Here is a 23,187-nt window from a genome sequence, read left to right as displayed (position 1 = left end):
CCCCGTGACCGATACCCGCTATCTGGTCCACGGGGTCTTTTGGGATGGCGCGCCGCCCGGTTCCCCGGCGAACCCCGGAACAGGACAGCGCGGGCCGGAAAAGCGCGACGGCGGCACTCCGGTGATGCGCTTGCAGGATCCTTCCGGCGGCTTCCGGGAGCTGGAGCTCGACGCCGGCAGCCGGCTGGGTTTCCGGGTCGCCGCCGGTGGCAAATGGTGCCTTGGGCACCACAAGGTGCACGGCCCGGCTGACCGGGACCACGTCCTCTGCCCGGCCAAGGCCTCGGCCGTCAAGGGCAGCCAGTGCGAGCGCTGCTTCGTGGTGGATGATTCCCGGCTGATCCATGACTTCCACCGCGGCGGGGGTGTCCCGCCAGGCCTCCGCGCCTACCTCATGCAGCAGCACTGGCTGTATGTGGCAACGTTTGCCAGCGGCGCCAGCAAGGTAGGCACCGCATCGAACCTGCGGAAATGGAACCGGCTGGCCGAGCAGGGCGCGGTGGTGGCACGCTATGTGGCGCGGGCGGACGACGGCAGGGTGGTCCGGGTCCTTGAAGACATGCTCACCCGCGACGCGGGGCTACCGCAGCAGGTCCGTTCGGCAGCCAAGGCCGCCGCATTGGTGGCACCGGCACCCGCCGTCGAGCTTGGTGCCCTGAACCGGCAGCTGGCCGGTGACGCACGCGCACTGCTGGCCCGCGCCGGCGGAGAGGGATTCGAGGTGGTGGACGAACAGTGGGTCCGCCCGGGCCTTGCAGACCGAGCGTGCGTGGCGGCGGTCCGGCACGCGTACCCGCACAGCATGGGCGCCGGAGCGCACGGATTCCGGATTGCCGCGGTGAGCGGCAGCATCGCGGTGGCGGGTCTGGATGGCTCCGGGCTGGAGTTCGTGGTTAACCTCGGCAACCTGAAGGCGCGGCGCCTAGAACTCGGAGACCACCACGCGTCGGAGGTCCCGGCCGTACAGGAATCGTTGTTCTGAGGCCGGCACATAGAATGGGACGGTGCTGAACGAATTCTGGGCCACCGCATCCACCTCCTACAAGGTGCTGGTCTTCAGCGCCATGGGCCTGATCGCCGTCGGCATTGTCCTCAACCTGGTGGGCAACACGTCGGGCAACCAGGGCCTCGCCGTGGCCTCGTTGCCGGTGATCGGCGCCGGCCTCATCCTGCACGTTGTGGGGATCGTGGTGCGGGGCCAGCAGATCAGGAAGAACCTCAAGCGTTAGCGGCAGCGTTCCGCAGGACGTGGCTCCGGGCATGCTCCACGGCCGCGGGCAGCGACGTGAACAGATGCTTGTGGTGCCGGAGGGACCGGATCACACCCACGTTCGTCACCAGTTCCAGGTGCTCCGGCTGGACGCCCTTCAGTAGAACGGTGATCCCGCGCAGTTCCAGTGCTGAGATGACTTCCACCAGGGCATGGGCGCCCGTGGCGTCCAGCATCCGCACCTGGGACAAACGGATGATGGCCACCTGGATATCCTTGACCTCGCTGATTTCCTGCAGGATCCGTTCCGCCGCCCCGAAGAACATGGCGCCGTCGAGCCTGAAGATTGCGATGTGCCTGTCGCCCTCCACACGGGGCCCCGGAACTTCCTCGCGCTTCACCCTGCTGAGCGAGGCAAATTTCCGCAGCGTAAACAGGGCCGCAGCGATGAGCCCGATCTCGATGGCCACGATCAGGTCGAACGCGACCGTGATCAGCGCTGTCAGGACAAACACGAAGGCATCCGCGCGGGTGGAACGCATGATCGCGGTCACCGTATGCTTCGAGACCATCCTTGTGGCCGTGACCATCAGGATGCCGGCGAGTACCGCGAGCGGGATCCTTCCCACGAGGCCGGCTGCCAGGTAGATGATCGCCAGCAGAACGAGCGCGTGAACAATCGCCGCGAGGCGGGTCTTCGCCCCGGACCGGACGTTGACTGCGGTGCGGGCGATGGCACCCGTGGCCGGCATGCCACCAAAGAACCCCGCCGCGATAGATGCCAGTCCCTGTCCCGTGAGCTCACGGTCGGGGCGGTAAGCCCCGGATGGCCTTCCGTCAGGACCGACCATGCCGGCCGCCACCCGCGCGGAGAGAAGGGACTCGATGGCGGCCAGCGCCGCGATGGACACGGCGGGCATCACCAGCCCGCTTAGCGTGGACGGGTCCAGGGAGGGCATGGACGGCGCGGACAGGGAATGCGGCAGCTCGCCGATTCGGGGGATGTCCAGCCCAAGGATTTCGGCGGCCACGGTGGCCAGCAGCACCGCGATCAGGCTCGCGGGCAGGGACTTGTTCAGCTTGGGGAGCAGGAACATCACCGCACCCACGCCCGCCACCACGGCGAGGGTCTGGACGACGGTGGGAAACGCGGCCCCTGAGGCGGCCTCGACGGCGGCAACAACAGTGTTGTGGCCGGGGATGCCCGCTGTTCCGGTGGCCAGGGGCACCTGCTGGAGGAAGATGATGGCGGCAATGCCGAGGGTGAAGCCTTCCACCACGGGCCAGGGGATGAATGCGACGGCGCGGCCCAGCCCGCTGAAGCCGAGCGCGCAGACAAGGAGCCCTGCCAGCAGCGAAACAATCGGAATGCTGCCGGCCCCGTGGGTGGCCACCACTGGGGCCAGGACCACCACCATGGCGCCGGTGGGGCCGGACACCTGGACGTTGGAGCCGCCCATGATGGCCGCCACCAGGCCGGCAACCACCGCAGTGATCAGGCCTGCCTCAGCGCCCACCCCGGAGCTGACCCCGAACGCCAGCGCCAGCGGGAGTGCAACGATCCCCACCGTGACGCCGGCTGTGAGGTCCGTCTTCCAGGACGTTCCCAGCCCGTCGTAGTCCCGGCGGGAGGGCAGGAACGCCCGGAGTGTCCGCAGCCGGCTCACGAGGACTGGCCGGTGAGATGGGCGCCCGGCAGTTCCTGCGCCAGGCGGAGCTGTTCGCTGGAGTCCGCCAGCGTGTCCAGCAGGAACATTCGGGCGATGGCCAGGAGTTCTGCGATTTTCGGGTTCGCCAGGCGGTAGGTCACGGCGTTCGCCGACCGGACCGAGGTCACCACCTTGTGCCGGCGCAGCGTTGCCAGGTGCTGGGAGAGGTGCGAGGCTTCCAGCCCGGTTTCGGACAGGAGGAAGCTGACCGGGGCTGTTGTGTCGGGGGCAGCCGCCAGCAGTTCGAGGATCCTGATGCGCGCCGGGTGGGCGAGGGCCTTGAAGAGGTTGGCCTTGATTTCGTACAAAGGGGCCTGTGCCGGGGAAATCATGGGGACCTGCTGTCGCCTGGTCATGCAGCGCCCGGATGAGCGGTCGCTGCATGATTTGATGGAATGATGAATTTATCATACCACTACACCGGCCGGGCTCCCAGGCCCTTCGTGCGTAACAGGCCGTGAACCGGCCCGCCTCTCGCTTCGTAACAGGCCGCCGGCCTGGCGGCGGGGGAGCGATAGGCTTGAGGCCATGACTATCAATCCGGACCTGCAGGGCCGTAGCTACCCTGCCGCAGAGGTGTACGACGTCGGCCGCGAGAAGATCCGCGAGTTCGCCCGGGCGGTCAAGGCAAGCCATCCCGCGCACTACGACCTGGAAGCAGCCCGCGCCCTGGGCCACAGCGACCTCGTGGCCCCGCCCACCTTCGCCATCATCATTGCCCAGCGTGCCGATGCCCAGCTGATCGAGGATCCGGAGTCCGGCATTGACTTCTCCCGCGTGGTCCACGCGGACCAGCGGTTCGTCCACCACCGGCCCATTTTCGCCGGTGACCGGTTGGTGGCGGAATTGCACGTGGACGGCGTCCGCGCCATGGGCGGCGGTGCCATGATCACCACCCGCTCGGAAATCTTCGCCCTCACCGGCGACGGCGCGGACTGCCCGGGTGCTTCCCGGGAGGCCGTCTCCACCACCACCTCGTCCATCCTGGTCCGCGGAGAGGGACAGTAACCATGAGCACCGCATCCATTGCCCCTATTTTTTCTGAGCTGGCCGTAGGCCAGGACGTCGGCAGCCGCAGCATCACCGTCACCCGCCAGGACCTCGTGAAGTATGCCGGGGCGTCCGGCGACTTCAACCCGATCCACTGGAACGAAGCATTCGCCACCGGCGTGGGCCTGCCCGGCGTCATTGCCCACGGCATGTTCACCATGGGCGCCGCAGTCCAGCTGGTGACCGACTGGGCAGGCGACCCGGCCGCCGTCGTCGATTTCCAGACCCGCTTCACCAAGCCGGTCCTGGTCACGGACACCACCGGTACCGAAGAGCCCGGGGCCGTCATCGAGGTCAGCGGCGCAGTTGGCGCCCTCGACGCCGATGCCGGAACCGCCCGCGTGGACCTCACCGTGGTGTCCGCCGGCCAGAAAGTCCTGATGAAGGCCCAGGCTGTCGTCAGGCTTGCGTGACAAAGATGCTGCCGTGACCAGGGAGGTCTTCACTCCGGCCGCCGAGGTCACGCACTGGCGGAACGCCGTGGTGGTGGCCTACGGGGCCAGCGGAATCGCGTTCTCCACCTGGGTGTCCCGGCTCCCGGCCATCAGGGACGGCCTGGACCTTACTCCGGGTACCATCGGACTGCTCCTGCTCTGCCTGACGGCCGGCTCGTTTATTTCCGTCTCCGCGTCGGGGCTGATCGTCCTCCGGCTGGGTTCCAAACGGACCATCCGGATCGGCAGCGTCATGGTGGGCTTCGGGCTTCTGCTGGCCGGTTTCGGCACCTCCGTGCTCGCCAGCCCGGTGGTGGTCGCCGCGGGCATGGCGATCATCGGCCTCGGCACCGCCAGCTGGAACACCGCATCCAATGTCGAAGGCGCCGCGGTGGAACGCGCCGTCCGCCGGCACATCATGCCCCGGCTGCACGGTTCCTTCAGCCTCGGAACGGTTGCGGGCGCCGGGCTGGGGGCGTGGGCTGCCGGTGCGAACATCCCCGCGTTCTGGCATCTGGCGGCGGGCGGACTGGTGGTGGCCGGATCCGTCGCCACGGCCGCTTACTGGTTCCGTGCAGACATCACGCCGGTGCAGGGGGAACGCCCGTTCAAGGCCGCCGGGACGGACACTTTCGAAGACCCGTCCACCGGGCCCATCCCGGTTGTGCGCCAGACGGATGCGGTACCGGAACAGCCGCTGGACAACAAACGCCAGATCGCCCAGGCCTGGCGTGACAAGCGCACGCTGCTGCTGGGCGTGCTGGTCCTGGGTCTTGCCCTCGCCGAAGGTGCGGCCGGCGACTGGGTGGCTTTGGCACTCGCCGACGGCCACGGCCAGACGGACGCGGCAGGGGCAGCGGGCTACGGACTGTTCGTCACCTTCATGACCATCGGACGCTTCGCCGGAACGCTGGTCCTGGACCGATTCGGCAGGGTGCCGGTGATGCGCTGGTGCGCCGCGCTGGCCGTCGCCGGCCTGGGGCTGTTCGTGTTCGCCCCCGTCCCCTGGCTGGCTTTCGTGGCCCTGGCTGTCTGGGGCCTGGGTGCTTCACTGGGGTTCCCGGTCGGGATGTCCGCCGCGGCCGACGACCCCGTCAAGGCCGCTGCCCGCGTCTCGGTGGTGTCCACCATCGGGTACGGTGCCTTCCTGTGCGGGCCGCCGCTGCTGGGGCTGCTTGCCGAACACGTGGGCATCCTCCACTCGCTGCTTGCCGTGATGGTGATGCTCGTGGTCAGCTTCATGCTGTCCCCGGTGGCCCGGAAGCTCTCCTGAATCCCGGTCCCGCCGGAATGACCGATAGGCTGGACAGGTGACCCAGACTTTGCTTTCCGACCTGACCACTGCCGCCGTCGGCGGTCCCGCCGGCACCTACATCGAGGCGCGCACGGAGCCGGAGATCATCGAGGCCGTCCGCTCGGCGGACGCCGCCGGCGAGCAGCTGCTCATCATCGCGGGCGGGTCCAACCTGCTGGTTTCCGACGACGGCTACCCCGGCACCGTGCTTCGGATCGCCTCTGAAGGGTTCACCGTCAACGCCGAGGACTCCTGCGGCGGCGTCGCCGTGGTGGTCCAGGCAGGGCACAACTGGGACGCCCTGGTGGAGCACGCCGTCCGCCACGCGTGGTCCGGAATCGAAGCCTTGTCCGGCATCCCCGGCTCCACGGGCGCCACTCCAGTGCAGAACGTGGGTGCCTACGGCGCGGACGTCTCCCAGACCATCGCCGCGGTGCGCACCTGGGACCGGGAAAAGAACGCCGTCCGCACCTTCACGAATTCCGAGCTCAAGTTCGGCTACCGGGATTCGATCCTCAAACAGACCACCGTCCAGGGGTCCCCGCGCTTCGTTGTGCTCACGGTCGAGTTCCAGCTGCCGCTGGGCCGTATGAGTGCGCCCATCCGGTATGCCGAGCTGGCGAAGTCCCTGGGCGTCGAGCCGGGACAAAGGGCGTACGCCAACGATGTGCGCCGTGAAGTCCTGCGGCTCCGTGCCTCCAAGGGCATGGTCCTGGCCCCGGAAGACCGCGACACGTATTCCACGGGATCCTTCTTCACCAATCCGATCGTCTCCGCGGAAACGGCAGAGCGTCTCCCCGGGGACGCTCCCCGGTACCCGGCCGGGGAGGACGGCCTGGTCAAGCTGTCCGCCGCCTGGCTGATCGACCATGCCGGCTTCGGGAAGGGATACGGGCTGGCGGACGCGAGTGTCTCTGGCGGACGGGCGTCCCTGTCCACCAAGCACACCCTGGCCATCACCAACCGGGGTTCCGCGAGCGCGGCGGACATGGTGGCCGTGGCGCGTGAGGTCCAGCGCGGCGTCATCGAGCGCTTTGGCATTGAACTGCACCCGGAGCCGCTGCTGATCGGCGTCGAGCTCTAGCCGCTCCGAACACTACCGCCGCCGCCGGGCTAGGTCCGCCGGCGCTGCGGGGCCACCTTGCTGAACAGCATGAACGTGAACCCGGATGCCGCCGCGCCCAGCAGGAAGACCTGGCAAAACGCAACGGACTGCGCGCTGGGGCCGTTGCGGAGGACCAGACCGGCACAGGCGAAGACGACGGCGCCCGTCAGCAACGCGAAAGCGGCCAGCAGGAAGCTCCTGATGGTGGGCGGCAACTCGCCGCCGGGATCCGGGGCAGCGCCGTCGGCGTCATGGTCAACAGCACGCCAGCCGCGGTGCCGGGGCTGCAGCAGGGAGGCTGCGATGAAGCTGATGACAGCCACCCCCATGCTGACCGTCGAAAAGCCCTGCAGGGCCTCCATGGTGGGGGAGAGGCTCGTTCCTCCTGCCACCGCAATGGAGAGCCCTGCGGCCATTCCGGCAGCACTGGTAGCCCAGCCCAGCAGGGCAAGGGCCCGGCACAGGGGCCGCAGGTGCGGCCAGAGCTCTCCGATAGTCATCCGTCCAGCGTAGGGACCCCGGCTGTAAACCGGCTGGGAGCCTGCCGTGCACTGCCCGTGCAAAACTGCCCGGGACTACCGACCCGGATGGGGGTGCGCCCTACGATAGGGGCATGGGAGCTGGCGCACGGACCCGGGTCACCCGGCAGGTCATCGGACGGCTGCGCCTCGCCGCGCAGGGGCTGCTGGCGCCGGCGTTCGATTCAGCTCCCGACGCCGTGCGCTGGATGACGGCCATGCAGGCCCAGGACATGCAGGCGGCACTGTGGGCGGTGGGGCTGAGGGTCCGCAACGCCGGCGTTGACACCGTGAGGTCCGCGCTGGATGACGGACTGGTTGTCCGCTCGTGGCCGATGCGCGGGACCCTTCACCTGCTGGCTCCGGAGGACCTGCGCTGGATCCTGGATATCACGGCCGACCGCCTGCTCCGCGGAATGGGCGGCCGCCACCGGGAGCTGGAGATCGCTGCCCGGGACGTGGACGTGGCTCGCGATGCGGCGCTGGAGCTCGTCTCCGGCGGCGGCTCGGCCACGCGGCAACAGCTCTTTGCGGCCTTTGAAGCCGCGGGCCAGTCCACGGCGGGCCAGCGCGGCATCCATCTGCTGGGAGTTTTGTGCCAGCGGGCCTGGCTGGTGCAGGGGCCGCTTGTGGGGAACCAGCAGCTCATCAAGGCGTTCGACGAGTGGATCCCGAAATCCCGCGAGCTGGACCGCGCCGAGGGGATCGCCGAGCTGGTGCTCCGGTACATGCTCAGCCACGGACCGGCCACGGAACGTGACTTCGCCTGGTGGTCCAGTACGCCCGTCACAGAGGTCCGCAGCGCCCTGGCCGCGGTGAGGGATCAGCTCGCTCAGCTGGAGTTTGAAGGCGGCACTTACTGGATGTCGCCGTCCACCGCGGCCCTGCTCGACGACGGCGTCCCCGGCCAGCGCGCCCTGCTGATCCTGCCGGGCTTCGATGAATTCCTGCTGGGGTACACGGACCGGTCACTCGTGCTTCCGCCAGCACATGCCCAAAAAATAGTCCCGGGCGGCAACGGAATGTTCAAGAAGACGATCGTGGCCGGCGGTCAAGTGGTCGGCACCTGGGCGCGGGAAGGCTCCGGCCGGACGGCCGCCGTCGTACCTGTTCCGTTCGACACGGTTAACGGACTGCGGCCTGCAGCCCAAAAGTCATTTGAGCTGCAGGCCGCGAGGTACCTGAGGTTCCTCGGCTAGAGCGTGCCGGTGGCGATGTTGAGCATGCGTCGCAGCGGCTCGGCTGCTCCCCAGAGGAGCTGATCGCCCACGGTGAAGGCGCTGATGTATTCCGGGCCCATTTCCATCTTGCGGATGCGGCCTACCGGGATGTCCAGCGTGCCGGAGGCCGCCACCGGAGTGAGGCTCGCCATGGAGTCCTCCTTGGTGTTCGGAATCACCTTGGCCCACTCATTATCCTCGGCCAGGAGCTTCTCGATCTCGGCCACGGAAAGGTCTTCGCGGAGCTTCAGCGTCAGGGCCTGCGAGTGCGAACGCATGGCGCCGATCCGGATGCACAGGCCGTCCATGACGATGTGGTTCTCGCCGGCGGTGCCGAGGATCTTGTTGGTCTCCACACCCGCCTTCCACTCTTCCTTGGACTGGCCGTTGCCCAGGTCTGCGTCGATCCAGGGGATCAGCGAGCCGGCCAGCGGGACGCCGAACTGCGTCGCGTCGATGTCGGTGCGCTGGTGCGCCAGGACCTTGCGGTCGATTTCCAGGATGGCCGACGCCGGGTCGTCCAGTTCCGAGCTGACCTCGGCGTTGAGCGTGCCGAACTGGCTGAGCAGCTCGCGCATGTGGCGGGCGCCGCCGCCGGAGGCGGCCTGGTAGGTCATGGACGTGCCCCACTCGACGAGGCCGTTCTTGAACAGGCCGCCGAGGCCCATCAGCATGCAGGAGACGGTGCAGTTGCCGCCGATGAAGTCCTTGGTGCCGTTGGCGAGGCCCTTGTCGATGACGTCGCGGTTGATCGGGTCCAGCACGATGATCGAGTCGTCGTTCATGCGCAGGGTGGAGGCGGCGTCGATCCAGAGGCCGTCCCAGCCGCGGCTGCGCAGCTCGCCATGGACCTGCTTGGTGTAGTCGCCGCCCTGGGCGGTAACAATAATCGGCAGCTTGGCCAGGGTGTCGACGTCGAACGCGTCCTCGAGCTTGCCGGCGCCTTCTGCAAACGAAGGCGCGGCACCTCCGGCGTTGGAGGTGGAGAAGAACACCGGGTTGATGTTGGCGAAGTCGCCTTCGTCCTGCATGCGCTGCATCAGGACGGAGCCGACCATGCCGCGCCATCCGACCAGGCCGACGGAGGGGGTAGCTGCTGTAGTCATTCGTACAGTTTAGACTTCGGAACCGGCACGGCGCAGTCGGTTACGTCACCTGCAAAACGTACGACGCCGGGAGGCACCTTCTGTAGGACGCGTCATCCTGCGGCGCAAGGCCGCGAACCGCCTAAGCCGCTACTCGGCGTCGTGCTGTTCGAGCACTGCCGCCTTGCGGAGGCGCAGCGCGTAGACGGCGCCGAAGGCAAACGCCTGGGTGACCACCACCAGCACGATCGCGCCGGCGATCTTGTTGCCGCCCAGGATCATGGTCAGTCCCACGATCGCGGAGAGGAGTGCCAGCAGCGGGAGGAGCATGTAGCCCAGGACAAAGAGTGTTTCCGGTTTCTTCAGCAAGGTCCTAGGCCTCCGTCCGGCGCCACATGGTGAACCGGTAGCGCGTTCCCGTGGCAGATGTCAGCCAGCCGGTGGCCGGCTCGCTGGCAGTCAGCTTCCACTCGTAGCCGAGCTCGGGCGCGTAGGTGTCGCCGTCGGTCTCGGAATCGATGAACGTCACTACTGCGGCGTCGGCGATGTCCAGGGTCTGCGCGAAGATTTCCCCGCCACCCAGCACCCACACGGTTTCGTGGCCGGCCGCGAACTGTGATTCCAGCAGCGCGTCGTCGAGCGATTTCACCGCGATGGCGCCCTTGGCCTCGGCAGTGTCGCCCCAGCCTTCCTGGCGCGTCACCACGATATTCGTGCGGCCAGGCAGCGGACGGTACTTGTCCGGGAAGGAGAGCCAGGTTTTGCGGCCCATGATCACCGGATGCCCGGTGGTAAGCCGGGTGAAGTGCTTCATGTCCTCGGGCAGGTGCCACGGCATGTCGCCGTCCTTGCCGATCACGCCTGCCGTGGTCTGGGCCCAGACGAGGCCCACCCCGGTGGTGGCGTCGGCGATTTTTTCGGTGAAGGCCAGGGGATCCATGGCGTTGTCGGTGCTCATACTGCGATCGGCGCCTTAATCGTGGGGTGGTGCTGGTATCCGACCACTTCGAAGTCGTCCAGCGTGTAGTCAAAGATGGAGTCGGGCTTGCGGAGGATCTTCAGCTGCGGGTATTCGTACGGCTCGCGCTTCAGCTGCTTGAGCACCTGGTCCATGTGGTTGTCATAAATGTGCACGTCGCCGCCGGTCCAGACGAACTCACCGGGCTCCAGGCCCACCTGCTGGGCCAGCATGCAGGTCAGCAGCGCATAGGACGCGATGTTGAACGGGACGCCCAGGAAGGTGTCCGCGGAGCGCTGGTACAGCTGGCAGGACAGTTTGCCGTCCGCAACGTAGAACTGGAAGAACGCGTGGCACGGCGGGAGGGCCATGTCCTGAAGCTCAGCCACGTTCCAGGCGGAGACGATGTGCCGGCGCGAGTCCGGGTTGGACCTGAGGTTTTCCACCAGCTCGGCAATCTGGTCGATGTGGCCGCCGTCGGGCGTCGGCCAGCTGCGCCACTGCACGCCGTACACGGGGCCCAGTTCGCCGTCGGCATCGGCCCATTCGTTCCAGATGGTGACGCCCTGGTCCTGCATCCATTTCACATTGGTTTCGCCGCGCAGGAACCATAGAAGTTCAACTGCCACCGACTTGAAATGAACGCGCTTGGTGGTGATCAGCGGAAAGCTTTGGCTCAGGTCAAAGCGCATCTGCCGCCCGAACACGCTGAGCGTGCCGGTGCCGGTGCGGTCAGATTTGTGCGTGCCGTTGGCAAGGACGTCACGCAGGAGGTCTTCATAGGGCGTTGGAATGCTCACGGTCCCAGTCTACTGAGGATGGCCAAGCCGGAGGCGCACTATGTCCTGAAGCGTGCCGTCGTCCAGGCCCGCGGCGCGGCCTGCAGCGATGTAACGGTCGACGGCGGCAGCCAGGTCCGCGGGCACAGAGCCGCCCGACGGGCGGACGGAGTCGGGCATGCCGACGACGACGGTCCCGTTGCGGCGCCGCGTTTCGATCAGCCCGGCCTGCTCGAGTTCCTTGTAGGCGCGTGCCACCGTCCCCGCTGCGATGCCCAGGTCCGCCGCGAGGCTGCGGACAGTGGGCAGCCGGGTTCCGGCAGCCAGCGAGCCAACGGCGATCAACGAGGAGATCTGGGTGCGGATCTGCTCATACGGCGGCACGGCCGACCGCAGGTCAACTGCGATCCCCGCCGTCATGTGACACGGTCCCTGCGGGGCAGGGGAACGGGCCGGGAACGGGAGCCTGCGAAGGTCCGCACCGGCACCAGGGCCGTGACTATCGCCGCGCAGGCCAGGATCGAGCCGGCGAGGGACGCAGGCCACCACGGGATGGACGGCAGGAACGCCACCCCGAAGACGGCGGCCCATGCCTGGCTGTTCATCAGCAGCACCATCCCTGCCTGCGCCATGAACATGGCCGCAAGCGTCCGCGCCAGCCGGTGCAGGGTGATGGCCCGCAGCGCAGCATCGAGCCCGGCGGGAGCGCCCGGAATGCCGTGGCGCAGGCGCGCTGGCAGGAAAGCCGGAAGCGCCAGGACCGCCCCGGCGGAGCTGAAGACGGCAGGAGGGATCCACCCGCCGTCCCTGCCAATCTGTGAGTTCCCGGCGGCCGAGACCACGAGAATTGCGACGAAGACCAGCAGCGCGAGGATGAGTGTGGTGAGGAGGGCCGCACCCACCGGCTGCTGCGGCCAGGTTCGCGGTTCATCGGGCGTCGTGTAGTTGCGTTGCAGCAAGAGCTCGCCGGCCGCGAGGACCAGGAGAACCAGCCCCGCCACCAGTGTTATGAAAAGCGCCGGACCCGAGGGGCCCGCCGCGATGATTGCCGGGACCAGGAACACTCCTGCGAGCACCGGAAGGGCTGCGGCGACGCCGAGGCCGGCACCGATGGAAACCACGAGTCTGGTTGCCGGGTGCGGCCCGGCACCGAAGGGGCCGTGCTTCGAATCCCGGAGTCCGGCGGCTGTTGCGGGTCCCGTCAGCTTCGGCGGCGCCCAGGCCAGCATGGCCAGCAGAACCGCCGTGCCCGCAAAGCCGGCAAAATTAGTCCACGACGTGTTGCCCGCCGCCGGGTCCGGCCGGGCCGCATAGTTACCGGCGATGACGGCGAGGCCGGACGCCACCGTGGCGACTGTCCGCAGGAGCCTGTTCATGGCGATGGTCCGCAGCAGCAAATTGTCCTGGTCCGATAGCTGCTCTAGCTGCCGGCGGCGGCCGATCAGCAGCAGCACCAGCCAGCTGCCCGCAGCCAGGACAACCAGCGCGCCTCCCAGCCAGCCGGCCAGCTCAATCCCGGGGATGCGCCCGTCTCCGCCGAAGGTCCGGTACCCCTCCGGATCCTCCCGGACCGACCCGTAAGCCATGGCGTCGAAGCCCGGGAGCGTCGCGGTCCAGACGATGAATGCGGCTGTGCCCGTGAAGATGGCCAGCGTTGTCCAGGCCAGCGGCCGCGGCAGGAAATCGCGGACTTTCCGGACATGGAGGCTGGCCTTGCGGCGGGGTCGCCGGGGCCGCGGATAGCTGAGCTGGCCCAGTGCGTGGACCCCGAGAGTTCCGAGGATGGGCCAGGCCAGGGCCGGAATGACGGTGTCCGGAGTAACCAGGAAGGGGCCGATGACGGGGCTGGTGGTTCTGCCGGCAGGGATGATGCCGATATTCGTTGCCCCCTGGAGGGAGCTTGCCATCCAGCCGATGACACCCACCCAGAGCGCGTGCTGTGAAACAGTCTCGGGCGAGGCGCCCATCCTGGGTTCCCACACCACCCACCTCAGGACAAGGTAGAGAACGACGGCGGCGGCCAGGGGTCCCAGCAGCAGCATCGGCGGCAGTTCGAATTGGACCGGCATAATCCCCCCTGATTTTTGCATCAATGTACTGAGTATTTGATACAAAGGGATTCGGGGCAAGCCTGCCGATTGCGTTCTGGGCAGCGTGGCCGGGGCGGGCCTGTGCTTCTAGTCGTCGAAGGGCCTGAACTGCTCCACGGCGACAATCTTGTGGTTGCTGCTGCGGGCCACATGGCACACGATGATCTCTCCTGGCGCCAGGTAGGGGTCGGAGGAGGGCAGCAGGGCGCGCAGCCGGCCGTTCATGTGCTCACCCAGCTGGGAGATCACCGTGGGCAGTGCGGGCCGGTGGGTGCACAGGGCAATGGCGCGCTGTTTGTCGAAGAGCGACTCCACCACAGCCGCGGTTTTCTTCGGGCTCCGAGCATGGCGGTGTTCCGTCAGGGCGTCGTGCAGCTTCACTTTGGCGTCCGCGGACTTGGCGTACGGCGCGATGGTGGCCACGCAGCGCTGCCACGGGCTCGAGTGCACACGAAGCGGCTTCCAGACGTGCAGCAAGCGGCGGACAGCCTGCGCCTGCCGCAACCCCGTGGCCGCGAGCGGACGGTCCCCTTCGGCCTTGGTCCAGGACGAGCGGGGCTTGGCCTTGGCGTGGCGGACCACCAGCAGCGGCCAGGTGTCCAGTTCCTTGCGGGCGTGGGCCGCCACAAGGTGCTCAAGCGGCGCAACATCACCGGGGTTGGTCAGCAGGGCGGCGGCCTTCTCCGGGGAGCACCACATCACGCTGTCCACTTCCTTGCCGTCCGGACGCAGCATGGCCCCGTCCACATCCACGGCCCAGTAATGGACTACTTTCAGTCCGGCGGACACGTGGTAGTGGATGGGAGGAAGGGGAATGCCCAGGGTGGCCTTGAGCCCGATCTCTTCTGCGATCTCACGGACCGCGCACTCCGGAATGGTTTCTCCGGCGTCGATCTTTCCTTTGGGCCACGACCAGTCGTCGTAGCTCGGGCGGTGGATCAGCAGGACTTCGAGCTTGTCCTTGCTGACGCGCCACGGCAGGGCACCTGCAGCCGTGACGGCTACCGGTTCCCCGGGATGGTCCGTCTGGTCCGCAATAAGCGAATCATTCGCCGAATCGCTGGTGGCGTCGCTTTTCGCATCACTTTTCAAGGCCAGGGTCCTACCGCCTTATCGTCTGGCGCTGGCGGGAACGCGACGCGAGCAGCCAGGACTGGACGTCCTCCAGCGGCTTGCCGTCGTCCCCGATGTGGTGCCGGGTCCATTCGCCCTGGCTGTCCAGGTGCCAGCTGGACGTTCCCGGGTCCATGTAGCGGCGGAGCATATCCAGCACGTAGGACGTGTCGTCGCCGCTGGTCAACTGGACCAGCGCTTCCACCCGCCGGTCGAGGTTGCGGTGCATCATGTCGGCGGAGCCGATGAAGACCACCGGGTCCCCGCCGTTGGCGAAGGCAAACACGCGCGAGTGCTCCAGGAAACGTCCCAGCACAGACCGCACGGTGATGTTTTCGCTGAGCCCGGGGATGCCGGGGCGCAGCGAACAGATGCCGCGGACAATCACGTCCACGTTCACGCCGGCCTGGGAGGCGCGGTAGAGCGAGTCGATGATCGCCTCGTCCACCATGGAGTTGACCTTGATCTGCACCCTGGCCGCGATGCCTGCCTTGGCGTTGCGGATTTCCTTTTCGATGCGGTCGATGAGGCCGGACCGCACCGAACGTGGCGCCACCAGGAGCCGCTTGAAAGTGGACTTCGGGGCGTAGCCGGAGAGCTGGTTGAAGAGCCTGGAAAGGTCCTCGCCCACCTGCTCGTTGGCGGTCAGCAGTCCGAGGTCCTCGTAGTAGCGGGCCGTGCGCGGGTGGTAGTTGCCGGTGCCGATGTGGCAGTAACGTCGCAGGCCGTCCACTTCCTGGCGGACCACGAGGGAGAGCTTGCAGTGGGTCTTCAACCCCACGATGCCGTAAACCACGTGGACGCCGGCCTGTTCGAGCTTCCGTGCCCAGGAGATGTTGGCCTGCTCATCGAAGCGTGCCTTGATCTCCACCAGGGCAAGCACCTGCTTGCCTGCCTCTGCCGCGTCGATCAGGGCATCGACGATCGGGGAGTCGCCCGACGTGCGGTACAGCGTCTGCTTGATGGCCTGTACCTTCGGGTCCGCCGCGGCCTGCTCCAGGAACGCCTGGACGGACGTGGAGAACGAATCGTACGGGTGGTGCAGCAGGATGTCCCGCCGGCGCATGGCCGCGAACACGTTTGCCGCCTTCGACGTTTCCGATTCATTCAGGTACCGCGAGGTGTGCGGCACGTGCTTCGGGTAGTGCAGGTCCGCGCGATCGATTCCGGCGATGACGGACAAGCCGCGGAGGTCCAGCGGTGCAGGAACGGAGTAGACCTCGGACTCCTCCACACCCAGTTCGCGGATCAGGAGCGCCCGGATGTTCGGGTTGATGTCGTTGGTGACTTCGAGCCGCACGGGCGGGCCGAACCGGCGGCGCAGCAGTTCCTTTTCGAGCGCCTGCAGCAGGTTCTCGGCGTCGTCCTCTTCCACCTCAACGTCCTCGTTGCGGGTGACGCGGAACGTGTGGTGCTCCAGGACCTCCATGCCGGCAAACAGCTGGTCCAGGTGGACGGCGATGACTTCTTCCAGGGCGATGAACCGTGCCACCCTGCCGGGGACCGACCCGGCGCGCGGGCCGTCGATGGAAATGAGGCGGGGCAGCTGGTCCGGCACCTTGACGCGGGCGAACAGTTCCTTGTCGCTGACGGGGTTGCGGACCACCACCGCCAGGTTGAGCGACAGGCCCGAAATGTAGGGGAACGGATGGGCCGGGTCCACTGCCAGCGGGGTCAGGATGGGGAAGACCTTTTCCGCGAACATTGCGCTGAGCTGGTCCTTTGCCTGGTCGTCAAGCTCATCCCAGTGCATGAGGTGGATGTGCTCATACGCCAGGGCCGGCCGGATCTGCTCGGCGTAGACCCGGGCATGGCGCTGCGCAAGCCGGTGGGCGGCGTCGCCGATCTGGTCCAGCACCTGCAGGGGGCTCAGGCCTGCCGGCGACGGGACGGCCAGCCCGGTGGCGATCCGGCGCTTCAGCCCGGCCACGCGGACCATGAAGAATTCGTCCAGGTTGGAGGCAAAGATGGACAGGAAGCTGACCCGCTCCAGCAGGTGGAGGGTGGGGTCCTCGGCAAGCTCCAGCACCCTTGAGTTAAAAGCCAGCCAGCTCAATTCACGGTCCAGGAACCGGTCCGGGCTGATGTCTCCCTCGGGCTCAAGATTGGGCGCGAACTCGGGAATGTCGATCCGGTCCTGCGTGGCACGGGAAGCCGGGACCTCGGAGGACCCGAAGCGGGCGCGCACCGGAAGCGCCTTGGCCTCAGATGTGGCGATTCCGGCTGATTCCGGTTGCATGGTCACTCCTTATTGCTGGCGCGGTTTACCTTCAACCTTACAAGCATTCGATTCGGGGGATACGCAGATTTCCGGAACCGTGGTGCATGCGTCTGCCGATTGGATTAACCGCCGTTTTTGGGTCCGTACATGACGTCAGCATCCCACCGCGTGAAGCCGAGCCTGCGGTACAGCGAAACAGCCGGCGCATTGTCCGCATCGGTGTACAGCATGACGGCGTGCAGGCCCTGGTCCTGCAGGTACCTGATGCCGGCCACAGTGAGGGCTTTGCCCAGTCCCATGCCCTGGGCCTCGGGGGTCACACCCACCACATAGACCTCGCCGATCGCGGGATGGCCGCCGTGGCGCGGGTGCACCTTGGTCCAGTGGAAGCCGAGGATCCGCCCGGACGGGTCGACGGCGAGGAGGAAGCCGGCGGGATCGAACCAGTCCTCTGCCATGCGGGCCTCAAGATCCTGCTGCGTCATGTTGCCTTGCTCCGGGTGGTGGCGGAAGGCCGCCTTGTTGGCTGCCAGCCAGGCCTCTTCGTCCTGCCCGGGAACGAATGCCCGCAGCGTCACATTGTCCGGGAGGACGGCTTCGGGCAGTTCGGCCTCAGACGCTGTGAGCCGCATCTTCCACAATTCCCGGATAGGGGCGTAACCGTACTTGGCCGCAAGGTCCGCTGCAGCCTCGTGGTTTCCGTGGGACCACGCCTTGAGCCCGTCGAAACCCCGTGATGACTTAAGCGTGGCCACCAGCCTGTCAGCCACTCCCTGGTTGCGGTAGCTAGGGTGTACCGCCACCTCCAGCACGCCCGTGCCGTCCGGTTCCTCAACCACCACCGCGAAGCCGGCGAGGTCCTGGGCGGTGGCCGGGTCCGAGTCCTCGTCGGGCGCGTAGAGGGCCAGGGCCAGGAGCGGGTGGCTTCCCGACTCGCCGGCGCGAAGGGTCACGAAGGTCTGTTCGGACAGGGGAGGGTTTCCGTCCGACTCCTCGGCGGCCGCGGCGAGGGCGGTGAAATCCCTGAGCAGTTCATCGTCCACTCCGCCTTTGATGACGAGCACGGGCCAGTTCTCGGGATGCACAGGACTCATGCTCTACAGGCTATACGGCCCGTCCGGCCGGCGGCGTGATTCGGTCCGATTTGATGCGGACGGATCCGGCACGTATAGTCGTTACCTGTTCCGGCTTCCTGAAGCAGGAATTGAGGGGGATCCACCACTGGGGTGGCCTCGATACGTTCGACCCGTATGTCCTCCACTGCAGGCCTAAGAAGCCAACGAAGAAGCCCCGGACCAACGGTCCGGGGCTTCTTCGTTATTTGAGTTCCAGGGCGGCTGGTCCGGCCGGGCGCCGCGGAAGGCTAGGCCTCCGTCAGCTCCTCTTCGGGCTGCCGCACCAGGGTCAGCCGGTAGCCGACGTTGCGCACGGTGCTGATCAGGTTTTCGTGGTCGGCGCCAAGCTTGGCGCGCAGCCGCCGGACGTGGACGTCAACCGTGCGGGTGCCGCCGTAGTAGTCGTAGCCCCACACCTCGGTGAGGAGCTGCTGCCGGGTGAACACCCGGCCGGGGTGCTGCGCGAGATATTTCAGGAGTTCGAATTCCTTGAACGTCAGGTTGAGGGGCGCGCCGTTGACCCTGGCCGTGTAGCTTGCTTCGTCGATGACGACGCCGGCGGCGCGGATCTCGGTGGGAAGGTCCTCTTTCTCCGGCACTGCACGCGCGACAGAGAGCCGGATCCTGGCTTCGACTTCGGCCGGACCCGCTGAGTCCAGCAGGATGTCATCCACGGCCCATGCTGAGGAAACGGCCGCCATGCCGCCTTCGGTGAGGATCAGCATCAAAGGTGCGCTGAGCCCCGTGGCCTTGAGCAACTGGGTGAGGGACCGCGCGCCGACCAGGTCCTTGCGTGCGTCCAGCAGGACGACGTCGCAGGGGTCGGTTTCCAGCAGGGCGGTGGGCTCGGCGGGGAGGATATGGACGCGGTGGTTCAGCAATTCCAGGGCAGGCAAAATGTCCACCGATGATCCGGTGCTGTTCGTCAGTAGCAGGATGTGCGACATTGTTCCTCCAAGGGGCTGTCCGCGCATCATTGGGCGTCTGAACCGGGCTCTCACCGGCCGGTACTGGCTGCCCGCGTCGGTCGTGGCCAGCCGAAATTCCGGCCGGGCCCGCATCCTCCGAAGGAAGCGTAGCTGAGCTTTGAGTATACCCAATTGCCCCTTAACAGACACTGATCCGGCCCGTTTCAGTTCGCGTTTTGCGACATAAGCAGGTCACATAAGGCAGGATTGGACCGAGCGAAGAAGACGTCAGCAGAGAGTGAGCGCGGGTAAACAGTGAAGCCGTGGACCATCGGAACCATTGGGCTGGCCGGGCTTGCTGTCTTCATCGGCGGCGCGTACACCTCGCCTGAAGTGCTGCTTGGTGTGGCCATACTCGTTGCGCTGGCCGTGGGAGCAGGCTGGCCGCACTTCCTGGACATCCCTGCCAAGAAGACCCTCGCAGCCATCATCGGACTGCCCGGGGCGGGTTCGGCCGTGGCTGCCACCTACGTCCCGGCGCCCGGCTTCCTCGACTGGACCCCGGCGTTTATCGCGGCAGGCGTGATGGCTGTCTTCCTGATGCAGCTGCTCCGCGGCACGGGCCAGGCGCAGCGGCTGGAGTCCACGCTGGGTTCGAGCGCCGGTGTGCTGCTGTCCTGCCTGGGTGCCGGGTGGATTGCAGCTTCACGGTTCAACGGGGTCAAGGAAATGTTGCTCGTGGCCGGCATCAGTGCCGCCTTTGCCCTGCTGGCCGGCCTCATTCGCTGGCCGGACCGGATCGTGGCGCCGCTGGGCATTGTGCTGGCCGGGCTCACCGCTCCGCTGGCGGGCCTGATCTTCTCCAACATCGCCGTAATACCCGCCGCTGTAGTGGGCATTGCGGTGGGTGCGGTTCTGGTCAGCCTGCGCAGACTGGTTATACTCCGCGGGGACCGGATTAACTTTCCTGCCGCCCTGGGCATGGGCCTCGCGCCCGTGGCCGCGGTGGGTTCGCTCGCTTACTTCATAGACAAACTACTCATCTACTAACGCGTTAGGATGGCATCATGTCCGTACTTGCATTTGAGATTTTCTTCCTTGTCCTGCTTGGCATCGCCAGCCTCTCCATGGCATGGTTCGCTGGTTTCGTGGTTTACCGCCTCTTCAAGGGCCAGAAGTAATACCAGTCCAGAGCTAGTTGTCTGCGGAGGTAGTTACTGTGCCGATTGAAATTCCTACAGACCTCACTCCCGAGCTCGTCCCGCTGTCCTGGCTCATTGGTGAGTGGGAGGGCAGCGGACGGCTGGGGGCCGGCGAAGAGGATTCCGAGCATTTCTTCCAGCACGTATCCTTCACGCACAACGGCCTGCCGTACCTCCAGTACCGTGCCGAGAGCTGGCTTACCGACGACGACGGCACCAGGCTGCGGCCGCTGACGGTAGAGACCGGATTCTGGGCTTTGGAGCGGAAGCAGCGGGAGGAAGACGGCGGCCCGGGCCTGATTCCCGCCGACATCGTCCCCGTGCTGAAAAGCGCCGACGAAGTCGAAGCGCTGCGCAACAGCGACGGCGGCTTCGACATCTCCGTTTCCATTTCGCACCCAGGCGGGATCTCTGAGCTCTACTACGGCCAGATCAAAGGGCCCCAGATCCAGCTGAGCACCGACATGGTAATGCGCGGGAGCCACTCCAAGGAGTACACGGCAGCAACCCGGATATTCGGCCTGGTGGACGGAAAGCTGCTGTGGCGGTGGGACGTTGCCAAGGGAACGGGCTCCACGCCGGCCGGCGGACTGGAAGCCCACGCCTCGGCCATCCTGAGCAAAGCTTCCTAGACAAAGCTCCCTAGTCAAGCTTTCTAGTCAAAGCTTCCTGGGCTGGCGGGCCTGGCAGCCCGGCCGGCAGGCCTCACTGATATTTGTTGTCCGCAACGAGCGCAGGGAGCAGGACCGTGAACAGCCAGCAGCCGAACCAGGGGCAGAATGCCAGCTATGGCGATCTGAAAGCCGTATTCTTCAACGGGACCCTGAAGAAGTCTCCGGAAACCAGCAACACGGAAGGCCTGATTGAGGTCAGCCGGCTGATCATGGAGAAGCAGGGCGTCACCACCCGGGTGATCCGGACCGTGGACCACGACATCGCCAGCGGGGTGTACCCGGACATGCGCGAGCACGGCTGGGCAACCGACGAATGGCCTGAACTGTACCCGGCGGTGAAGGAAGCGGACATCGTGGTGGTGGCCGGTCCCATCTGGCTGGGCGACAATTCCTCCCAGACGAAGAAACTGATCGAACGGCTGTACGCGCATTCCGGGGAACTGAACGGCAAAGGCCAGTGGGCCTTCTACCCCAAGGTGGGCGGCTGCCTGATTACCGGCAACGAGGACGGCATCAAGCACTGTTCGATGAACGTCCTTTACAGCCTCCAGCACATCGGTTTCACCATTCCCCCGCAGGCCGACGCCGGCTGGATCGGCCCGGTGGGTCCCGGTCCGAGTTACCTCGACGAAGGCTCCGGAGGTCCGGAGAGCGACTTCACCAACCGCAACACCACGTTCATGACGTGGAACCTCCTGCACTTGGCGCGAATCCTGAAGGACGCCGGCGGGATCCCCGCGTACGGCAACCTGCCGGAGGCATGGAAAGCGGGCACGCGGTTCGACTTCGAGAACCCTGAGTACCGCTGAGACCGAACCAACAGCACCGCCGGCGGCCGCGCTTGCCGACGCCGGAATACCTGCCCAGCTAAGGATGTTCCCTTCATATGACTATCAAGAGCCCCCTGTTGTCGCGCCCGGGCGCCGTCGAGGCCGGCGGCGCTGACGCCGGAGTCGCGTCGCACTACGGTGAGCCGCTGCGTGAGCAGCGCGCACTGGCAGCCGGCACCGCCGTCGTCGACCTTTCCCACCGGGGCGTGGTGACCGTGACCGGTCCGGACCGCTTGAGCTGGCTCAACACCCTCTCCTCCCAGCAGGTCACCAACCTTGCACCGGGGGAGTCCAGCGAACTGCTGCTGCTCAGCGTCCAGGGCCGCATTGAGTTCGACGCGCGGGTGATTGACGACGGCGGGACCACCTGGCTGATTGTGGAGGCCGCCGAGGCGGCGCCGCTGGCGGAGTGGCTGAACCGGATGAAGTTTATGCTCCGCGTTGAAATCGCGGACGTCTCCGACGACTGGGCGGTCCTCGGATCCACGCGGCGGGTGGAGGAGTGGGCCGGCCTGAAAGTGTGGGAAGACCCCTGGCCGCACGTGGGTGCCGGCGGCTACGCCTACTCGGTTGTCGGGGAGGATGCCCACCCGGGCATGGAGCGGCCTTGGTTTGAATACCTGGTGCCGGCTGCCGAACTCGAAGCCACCGTGGGCGACCGGCCGCTGGCCGGCGTCTGGGCCTCTGAAGCGCTGCGTATCGCCGCCTGGCGCCCCCGTCTCGGAGCCGAGACCGACGACAAGACTATTCCGCATGAGCTGGACCTCCTGCGCACCGCGGTGCACCTGGCAAAAGGGTGCTACAAAGGCCAGGAGACGATCGCCCGCGTGCACAACCTGGGCCATCCGCCGCGCCGGCTCGTCTTCCTCCAGCTGGACGGCTCGCAGCACACCCTGCCTGCCGTGGGCAGCGAAGTACGCCTGGGGGAACGCAAGGTAGGAACGGTGACCTCCGTGGTGCAGCACTACGAAATGGGTCCGGTGGCACTCGCTGTCATAAAGCGTTCAGTCTCTCCGGATGAAATACTGACGGTCGTAGACGGCGACGAACCATACACGGCCGCGCAGGAAGTCATTGTGGCTCCCGACGCCGGCCAGGTGGTGGGGCGCCAGACCGGATTCCTGAAGGGAACGCACCGATGACCGATAACGCGGCGAACAGCACCGCTGGACCCGACGACGAAACCCTGGCCCTGGCCCACGCACTCTTTGACGCGGCACGCCAGGGTGACGCCGCTTTGCTGGGCAGCTACCTCGAGGCGGGCGCCCCGGCCAACATGACCAATGCGGCCGGGGACTCCCTGCTGATGCTGGCGGCGTACCACGGACACGCCCCGGCGGTGCGGCTGCTCCTGCAGCACGGCGCCGACGCCAACTCCGTCAACGACCGGGGCCAGACGCCGCTCGCCGGCGCGGCATTCAAGGGCTACACGGACGTCGCCGAGGCGCTCCTGGGGGCCGGGGCGGACCCGGATGCCGGAACGCCTTCAGCGCGCGCAGCGGCGGAAATGTTCGCCCGGACCGACATCCAGGCACTGCTGGGCTGACACCACCCGGCACCTGTGGGCTTTCTTGCACCCTATTATTCCATGTGGAATAGTTGAAGCGGAATAATTCCGCGCGTGGGGACACGGCTGCGGAGGAACACGTCGTCAGGAAGCAGGGGGTGCCCG

The 23,187-nt window shown here is 66.7% G+C and carries 25 protein-coding genes; 12 read left to right on the top strand and 13 right to left on the bottom strand.

Annotation, left to right across the window (positions count from 1 at the left end; all coding sequences use genetic code 11):
- Window positions 1–4 precede the first annotated feature (4 nt).
- Both AC1MDG_RS15560 and AC1MDG_RS15555 read left to right on the top strand, forming a co-directional pair.
- Window positions 5–982 (top strand): DUF2797 domain-containing protein, encoded by a 978-nt coding sequence (locus AC1MDG_RS15560; protein WP_479804947.1) that lies wholly within the window; start codon window positions 5–7, stop codon window positions 980–982.
- Window positions 983–1,004: 22 nt separating this feature from the next.
- Window positions 1,005–1,229: a DUF3188 domain-containing protein gene (locus tag AC1MDG_RS15555; protein WP_479804945.1), complete on the top strand. Its 225-nt coding sequence runs from the start codon at window positions 1,005–1,007 to the stop codon at window positions 1,227–1,229.
- On the opposite strand, the gene AC1MDG_RS15550 is transcribed toward AC1MDG_RS15555, so the two are convergent.
- Window positions 1,219–2,877 (bottom strand): SulP family inorganic anion transporter, encoded by a 1,659-nt coding sequence (locus AC1MDG_RS15550; RefSeq protein ID WP_479804944.1) that lies wholly within the window; start codon window positions 2,875–2,877, stop codon window positions 1,219–1,221. The genes AC1MDG_RS15555 and AC1MDG_RS15550 overlap by 11 nt on opposite strands.
- The gene (locus AC1MDG_RS15545; RefSeq protein WP_043483126.1) at window positions 2,874–3,251 is read right to left on the bottom strand and encodes an ArsR/SmtB family transcription factor; all 378 of its coding nucleotides are present in this window, start codon (window positions 3,249–3,251) and stop codon (window positions 2,874–2,876) included. The genes AC1MDG_RS15550 and AC1MDG_RS15545 overlap by 4 nt, the downstream gene beginning before the upstream one ends.
- 196 nt (window positions 3,252–3,447) lie before the next feature.
- On the opposite strand from AC1MDG_RS15545, the gene AC1MDG_RS15540 reads away from it, so the two are divergent.
- Genes AC1MDG_RS15540 through AC1MDG_RS15525 form a run of 4 tightly spaced genes read left to right on the top strand, consistent with a single transcriptional unit; the run spans window position 3,448 to window position 6,781 of the window.
- Window positions 3,448–3,927 (top strand): FAS1-like dehydratase domain-containing protein, encoded by a 480-nt coding sequence (locus tag AC1MDG_RS15540; protein ID WP_479804942.1) that lies wholly within the window; start codon window positions 3,448–3,450, stop codon window positions 3,925–3,927.
- A gap of 2 nt (window positions 3,928–3,929) precedes the next feature.
- Entirely contained in the window at window positions 3,930–4,382 is a 453-nt protein-coding gene (locus tag AC1MDG_RS15535) for a MaoC family dehydratase (RefSeq protein ID WP_479804941.1), read from the top strand.
- A 13-nt stretch (window positions 4,383–4,395) separates the two neighbouring features.
- Entirely contained in the window at window positions 4,396–5,676 is a 1,281-nt protein-coding gene (locus AC1MDG_RS15530; RefSeq protein ID WP_479804939.1) for an MFS transporter, read from the top strand.
- A gap of 37 nt (window positions 5,677–5,713) precedes the next feature.
- The gene (locus AC1MDG_RS15525; protein ID WP_479804937.1) at window positions 5,714–6,781 is read left to right on the top strand and encodes a UDP-N-acetylmuramate dehydrogenase; all 1,068 of its coding nucleotides are present in this window, start codon (window positions 5,714–5,716) and stop codon (window positions 6,779–6,781) included.
- Between the two features lie 29 nt (window positions 6,782–6,810).
- Here AC1MDG_RS15525 and AC1MDG_RS15520 read toward each other — a convergent pair whose 3' ends face one another.
- On the bottom strand, window positions 6,811–7,302 hold the full coding sequence (locus tag AC1MDG_RS15520) for a hypothetical protein (RefSeq protein WP_479804936.1): 492 nt from the start codon (window positions 7,300–7,302) through the stop codon (window positions 6,811–6,813).
- A gap of 113 nt (window positions 7,303–7,415) precedes the next feature.
- On the opposite strand from AC1MDG_RS15520, the gene AC1MDG_RS15515 reads away from it, so the two are divergent.
- Window positions 7,416–8,519 (top strand): winged helix DNA-binding domain-containing protein, encoded by a 1,104-nt coding sequence (locus AC1MDG_RS15515; protein ID WP_479804934.1) that lies wholly within the window; start codon window positions 7,416–7,418, stop codon window positions 8,517–8,519.
- Here the strand turns inward: AC1MDG_RS15515 and asd are convergent.
- The 10 genes from asd to AC1MDG_RS15465 form a co-directional block, all read right to left on the bottom strand.
- Entirely contained in the window at window positions 8,516–9,646 is a 1,131-nt protein-coding gene (gene asd / locus AC1MDG_RS15510) for an aspartate-semialdehyde dehydrogenase (RefSeq protein ID WP_043483119.1), read from the bottom strand. The two genes, AC1MDG_RS15515 and asd, sit on opposite strands and share 4 nt — an antisense overlap.
- Window positions 9,647–9,775: 129 nt before the next feature.
- Complete coding sequence (locus AC1MDG_RS15505; protein WP_104171996.1) at window positions 9,776–9,994, bottom strand: NF038396 family protein; 219 nt, start codon at window positions 9,992–9,994, stop codon at window positions 9,776–9,778.
- Window positions 9,995–9,998: 4 nt separating this feature from the next.
- Entirely contained in the window at window positions 9,999–10,583 is a 585-nt protein-coding gene (locus AC1MDG_RS15500) for a dihydrofolate reductase (RefSeq protein WP_043483116.1), read from the bottom strand.
- Window positions 10,580–11,383 carry a thymidylate synthase gene (locus AC1MDG_RS15495; protein ID WP_479804931.1) on the bottom strand — a complete coding sequence of 268 codons (804 nt, stop codon included), beginning with the start codon at window positions 11,381–11,383 and terminating at the stop codon, window positions 10,580–10,582. Before AC1MDG_RS15495 ends, AC1MDG_RS15500 begins: the two co-directional genes overlap by 4 nt.
- 9 nt (window positions 11,384–11,392) lie before the next feature.
- Complete coding sequence (locus AC1MDG_RS15490; RefSeq protein WP_479804929.1) at window positions 11,393–11,782, bottom strand: GntR family transcriptional regulator; 390 nt, start codon at window positions 11,780–11,782, stop codon at window positions 11,393–11,395.
- On the bottom strand, window positions 11,779–13,431 hold the full coding sequence (locus AC1MDG_RS15485) for a hypothetical protein (protein WP_479804927.1): 1,653 nt from the start codon (window positions 13,429–13,431) through the stop codon (window positions 11,779–11,781). The genes AC1MDG_RS15490 and AC1MDG_RS15485 overlap by 4 nt, the downstream gene beginning before the upstream one ends.
- Window positions 13,432–13,539: 108 nt before the next feature.
- Window positions 13,540–14,544: an NUDIX hydrolase gene (locus tag AC1MDG_RS15480; RefSeq protein ID WP_479804926.1), complete on the bottom strand. Its 1,005-nt coding sequence runs from the start codon at window positions 14,542–14,544 to the stop codon at window positions 13,540–13,542.
- Window positions 14,545–14,554: 10 nt separating this feature from the next.
- Window positions 14,555–16,804, bottom strand: coding sequence for an RNA degradosome polyphosphate kinase (locus tag AC1MDG_RS15475; RefSeq protein ID WP_479804924.1), 2,250 nt, complete (start codon window positions 16,802–16,804; stop codon window positions 14,555–14,557).
- A 104-nt stretch (window positions 16,805–16,908) separates the two neighbouring features.
- The gene (gene mshD, locus AC1MDG_RS15470; protein ID WP_479804922.1) at window positions 16,909–17,880 is read right to left on the bottom strand and encodes a mycothiol synthase; all 972 of its coding nucleotides are present in this window, start codon (window positions 17,878–17,880) and stop codon (window positions 16,909–16,911) included.
- A 269-nt stretch (window positions 17,881–18,149) separates the two neighbouring features.
- Window positions 18,150–18,848, bottom strand: a complete 699-nt coding sequence (locus AC1MDG_RS15465) for a winged helix-turn-helix transcriptional regulator (RefSeq protein WP_011692843.1) — start codon at window positions 18,846–18,848, stop codon at window positions 18,150–18,152.
- Between the two features lie 276 nt (window positions 18,849–19,124).
- On the opposite strand from AC1MDG_RS15465, the gene AC1MDG_RS15460 reads away from it, so the two are divergent.
- From AC1MDG_RS15460 to AC1MDG_RS15440, 5 genes are all read left to right on the top strand, one after another.
- On the top strand, window positions 19,125–19,859 hold the full coding sequence (locus tag AC1MDG_RS15460) for a permease (RefSeq protein WP_479804920.1): 735 nt from the start codon (window positions 19,125–19,127) through the stop codon (window positions 19,857–19,859).
- Between the two features lie 169 nt (window positions 19,860–20,028).
- Window positions 20,029–20,643: a nitrobindin family protein gene (locus AC1MDG_RS15455; protein WP_479804918.1), complete on the top strand. Its 615-nt coding sequence runs from the start codon at window positions 20,029–20,031 to the stop codon at window positions 20,641–20,643.
- A gap of 116 nt (window positions 20,644–20,759) precedes the next feature.
- The gene (locus tag AC1MDG_RS15450) at window positions 20,760–21,494 is read left to right on the top strand and encodes a flavodoxin family protein (RefSeq protein ID WP_479804916.1); all 735 of its coding nucleotides are present in this window, start codon (window positions 20,760–20,762) and stop codon (window positions 21,492–21,494) included.
- A 77-nt stretch (window positions 21,495–21,571) separates the two neighbouring features.
- Window positions 21,572–22,657: a CAF17-like 4Fe-4S cluster assembly/insertion protein YgfZ gene (gene ygfZ / locus AC1MDG_RS15445; RefSeq protein ID WP_479804914.1), complete on the top strand. Its 1,086-nt coding sequence runs from the start codon at window positions 21,572–21,574 to the stop codon at window positions 22,655–22,657.
- Window positions 22,654–23,061 (top strand): ankyrin repeat domain-containing protein, encoded by a 408-nt coding sequence (locus AC1MDG_RS15440; protein ID WP_479804912.1) that lies wholly within the window; start codon window positions 22,654–22,656, stop codon window positions 23,059–23,061. The genes ygfZ and AC1MDG_RS15440 overlap by 4 nt, the downstream gene beginning before the upstream one ends.
- Window positions 23,062–23,187: the final 126 nt, after the last annotated feature.

The sequence above is a fragment of the Arthrobacter sp. AIWTK1 genome, from assembly GCF_056680535.1.
Note: the sequence above shows the minus strand (reverse complement) of the source record. Positions and strands in the feature narration are given on the sequence as shown.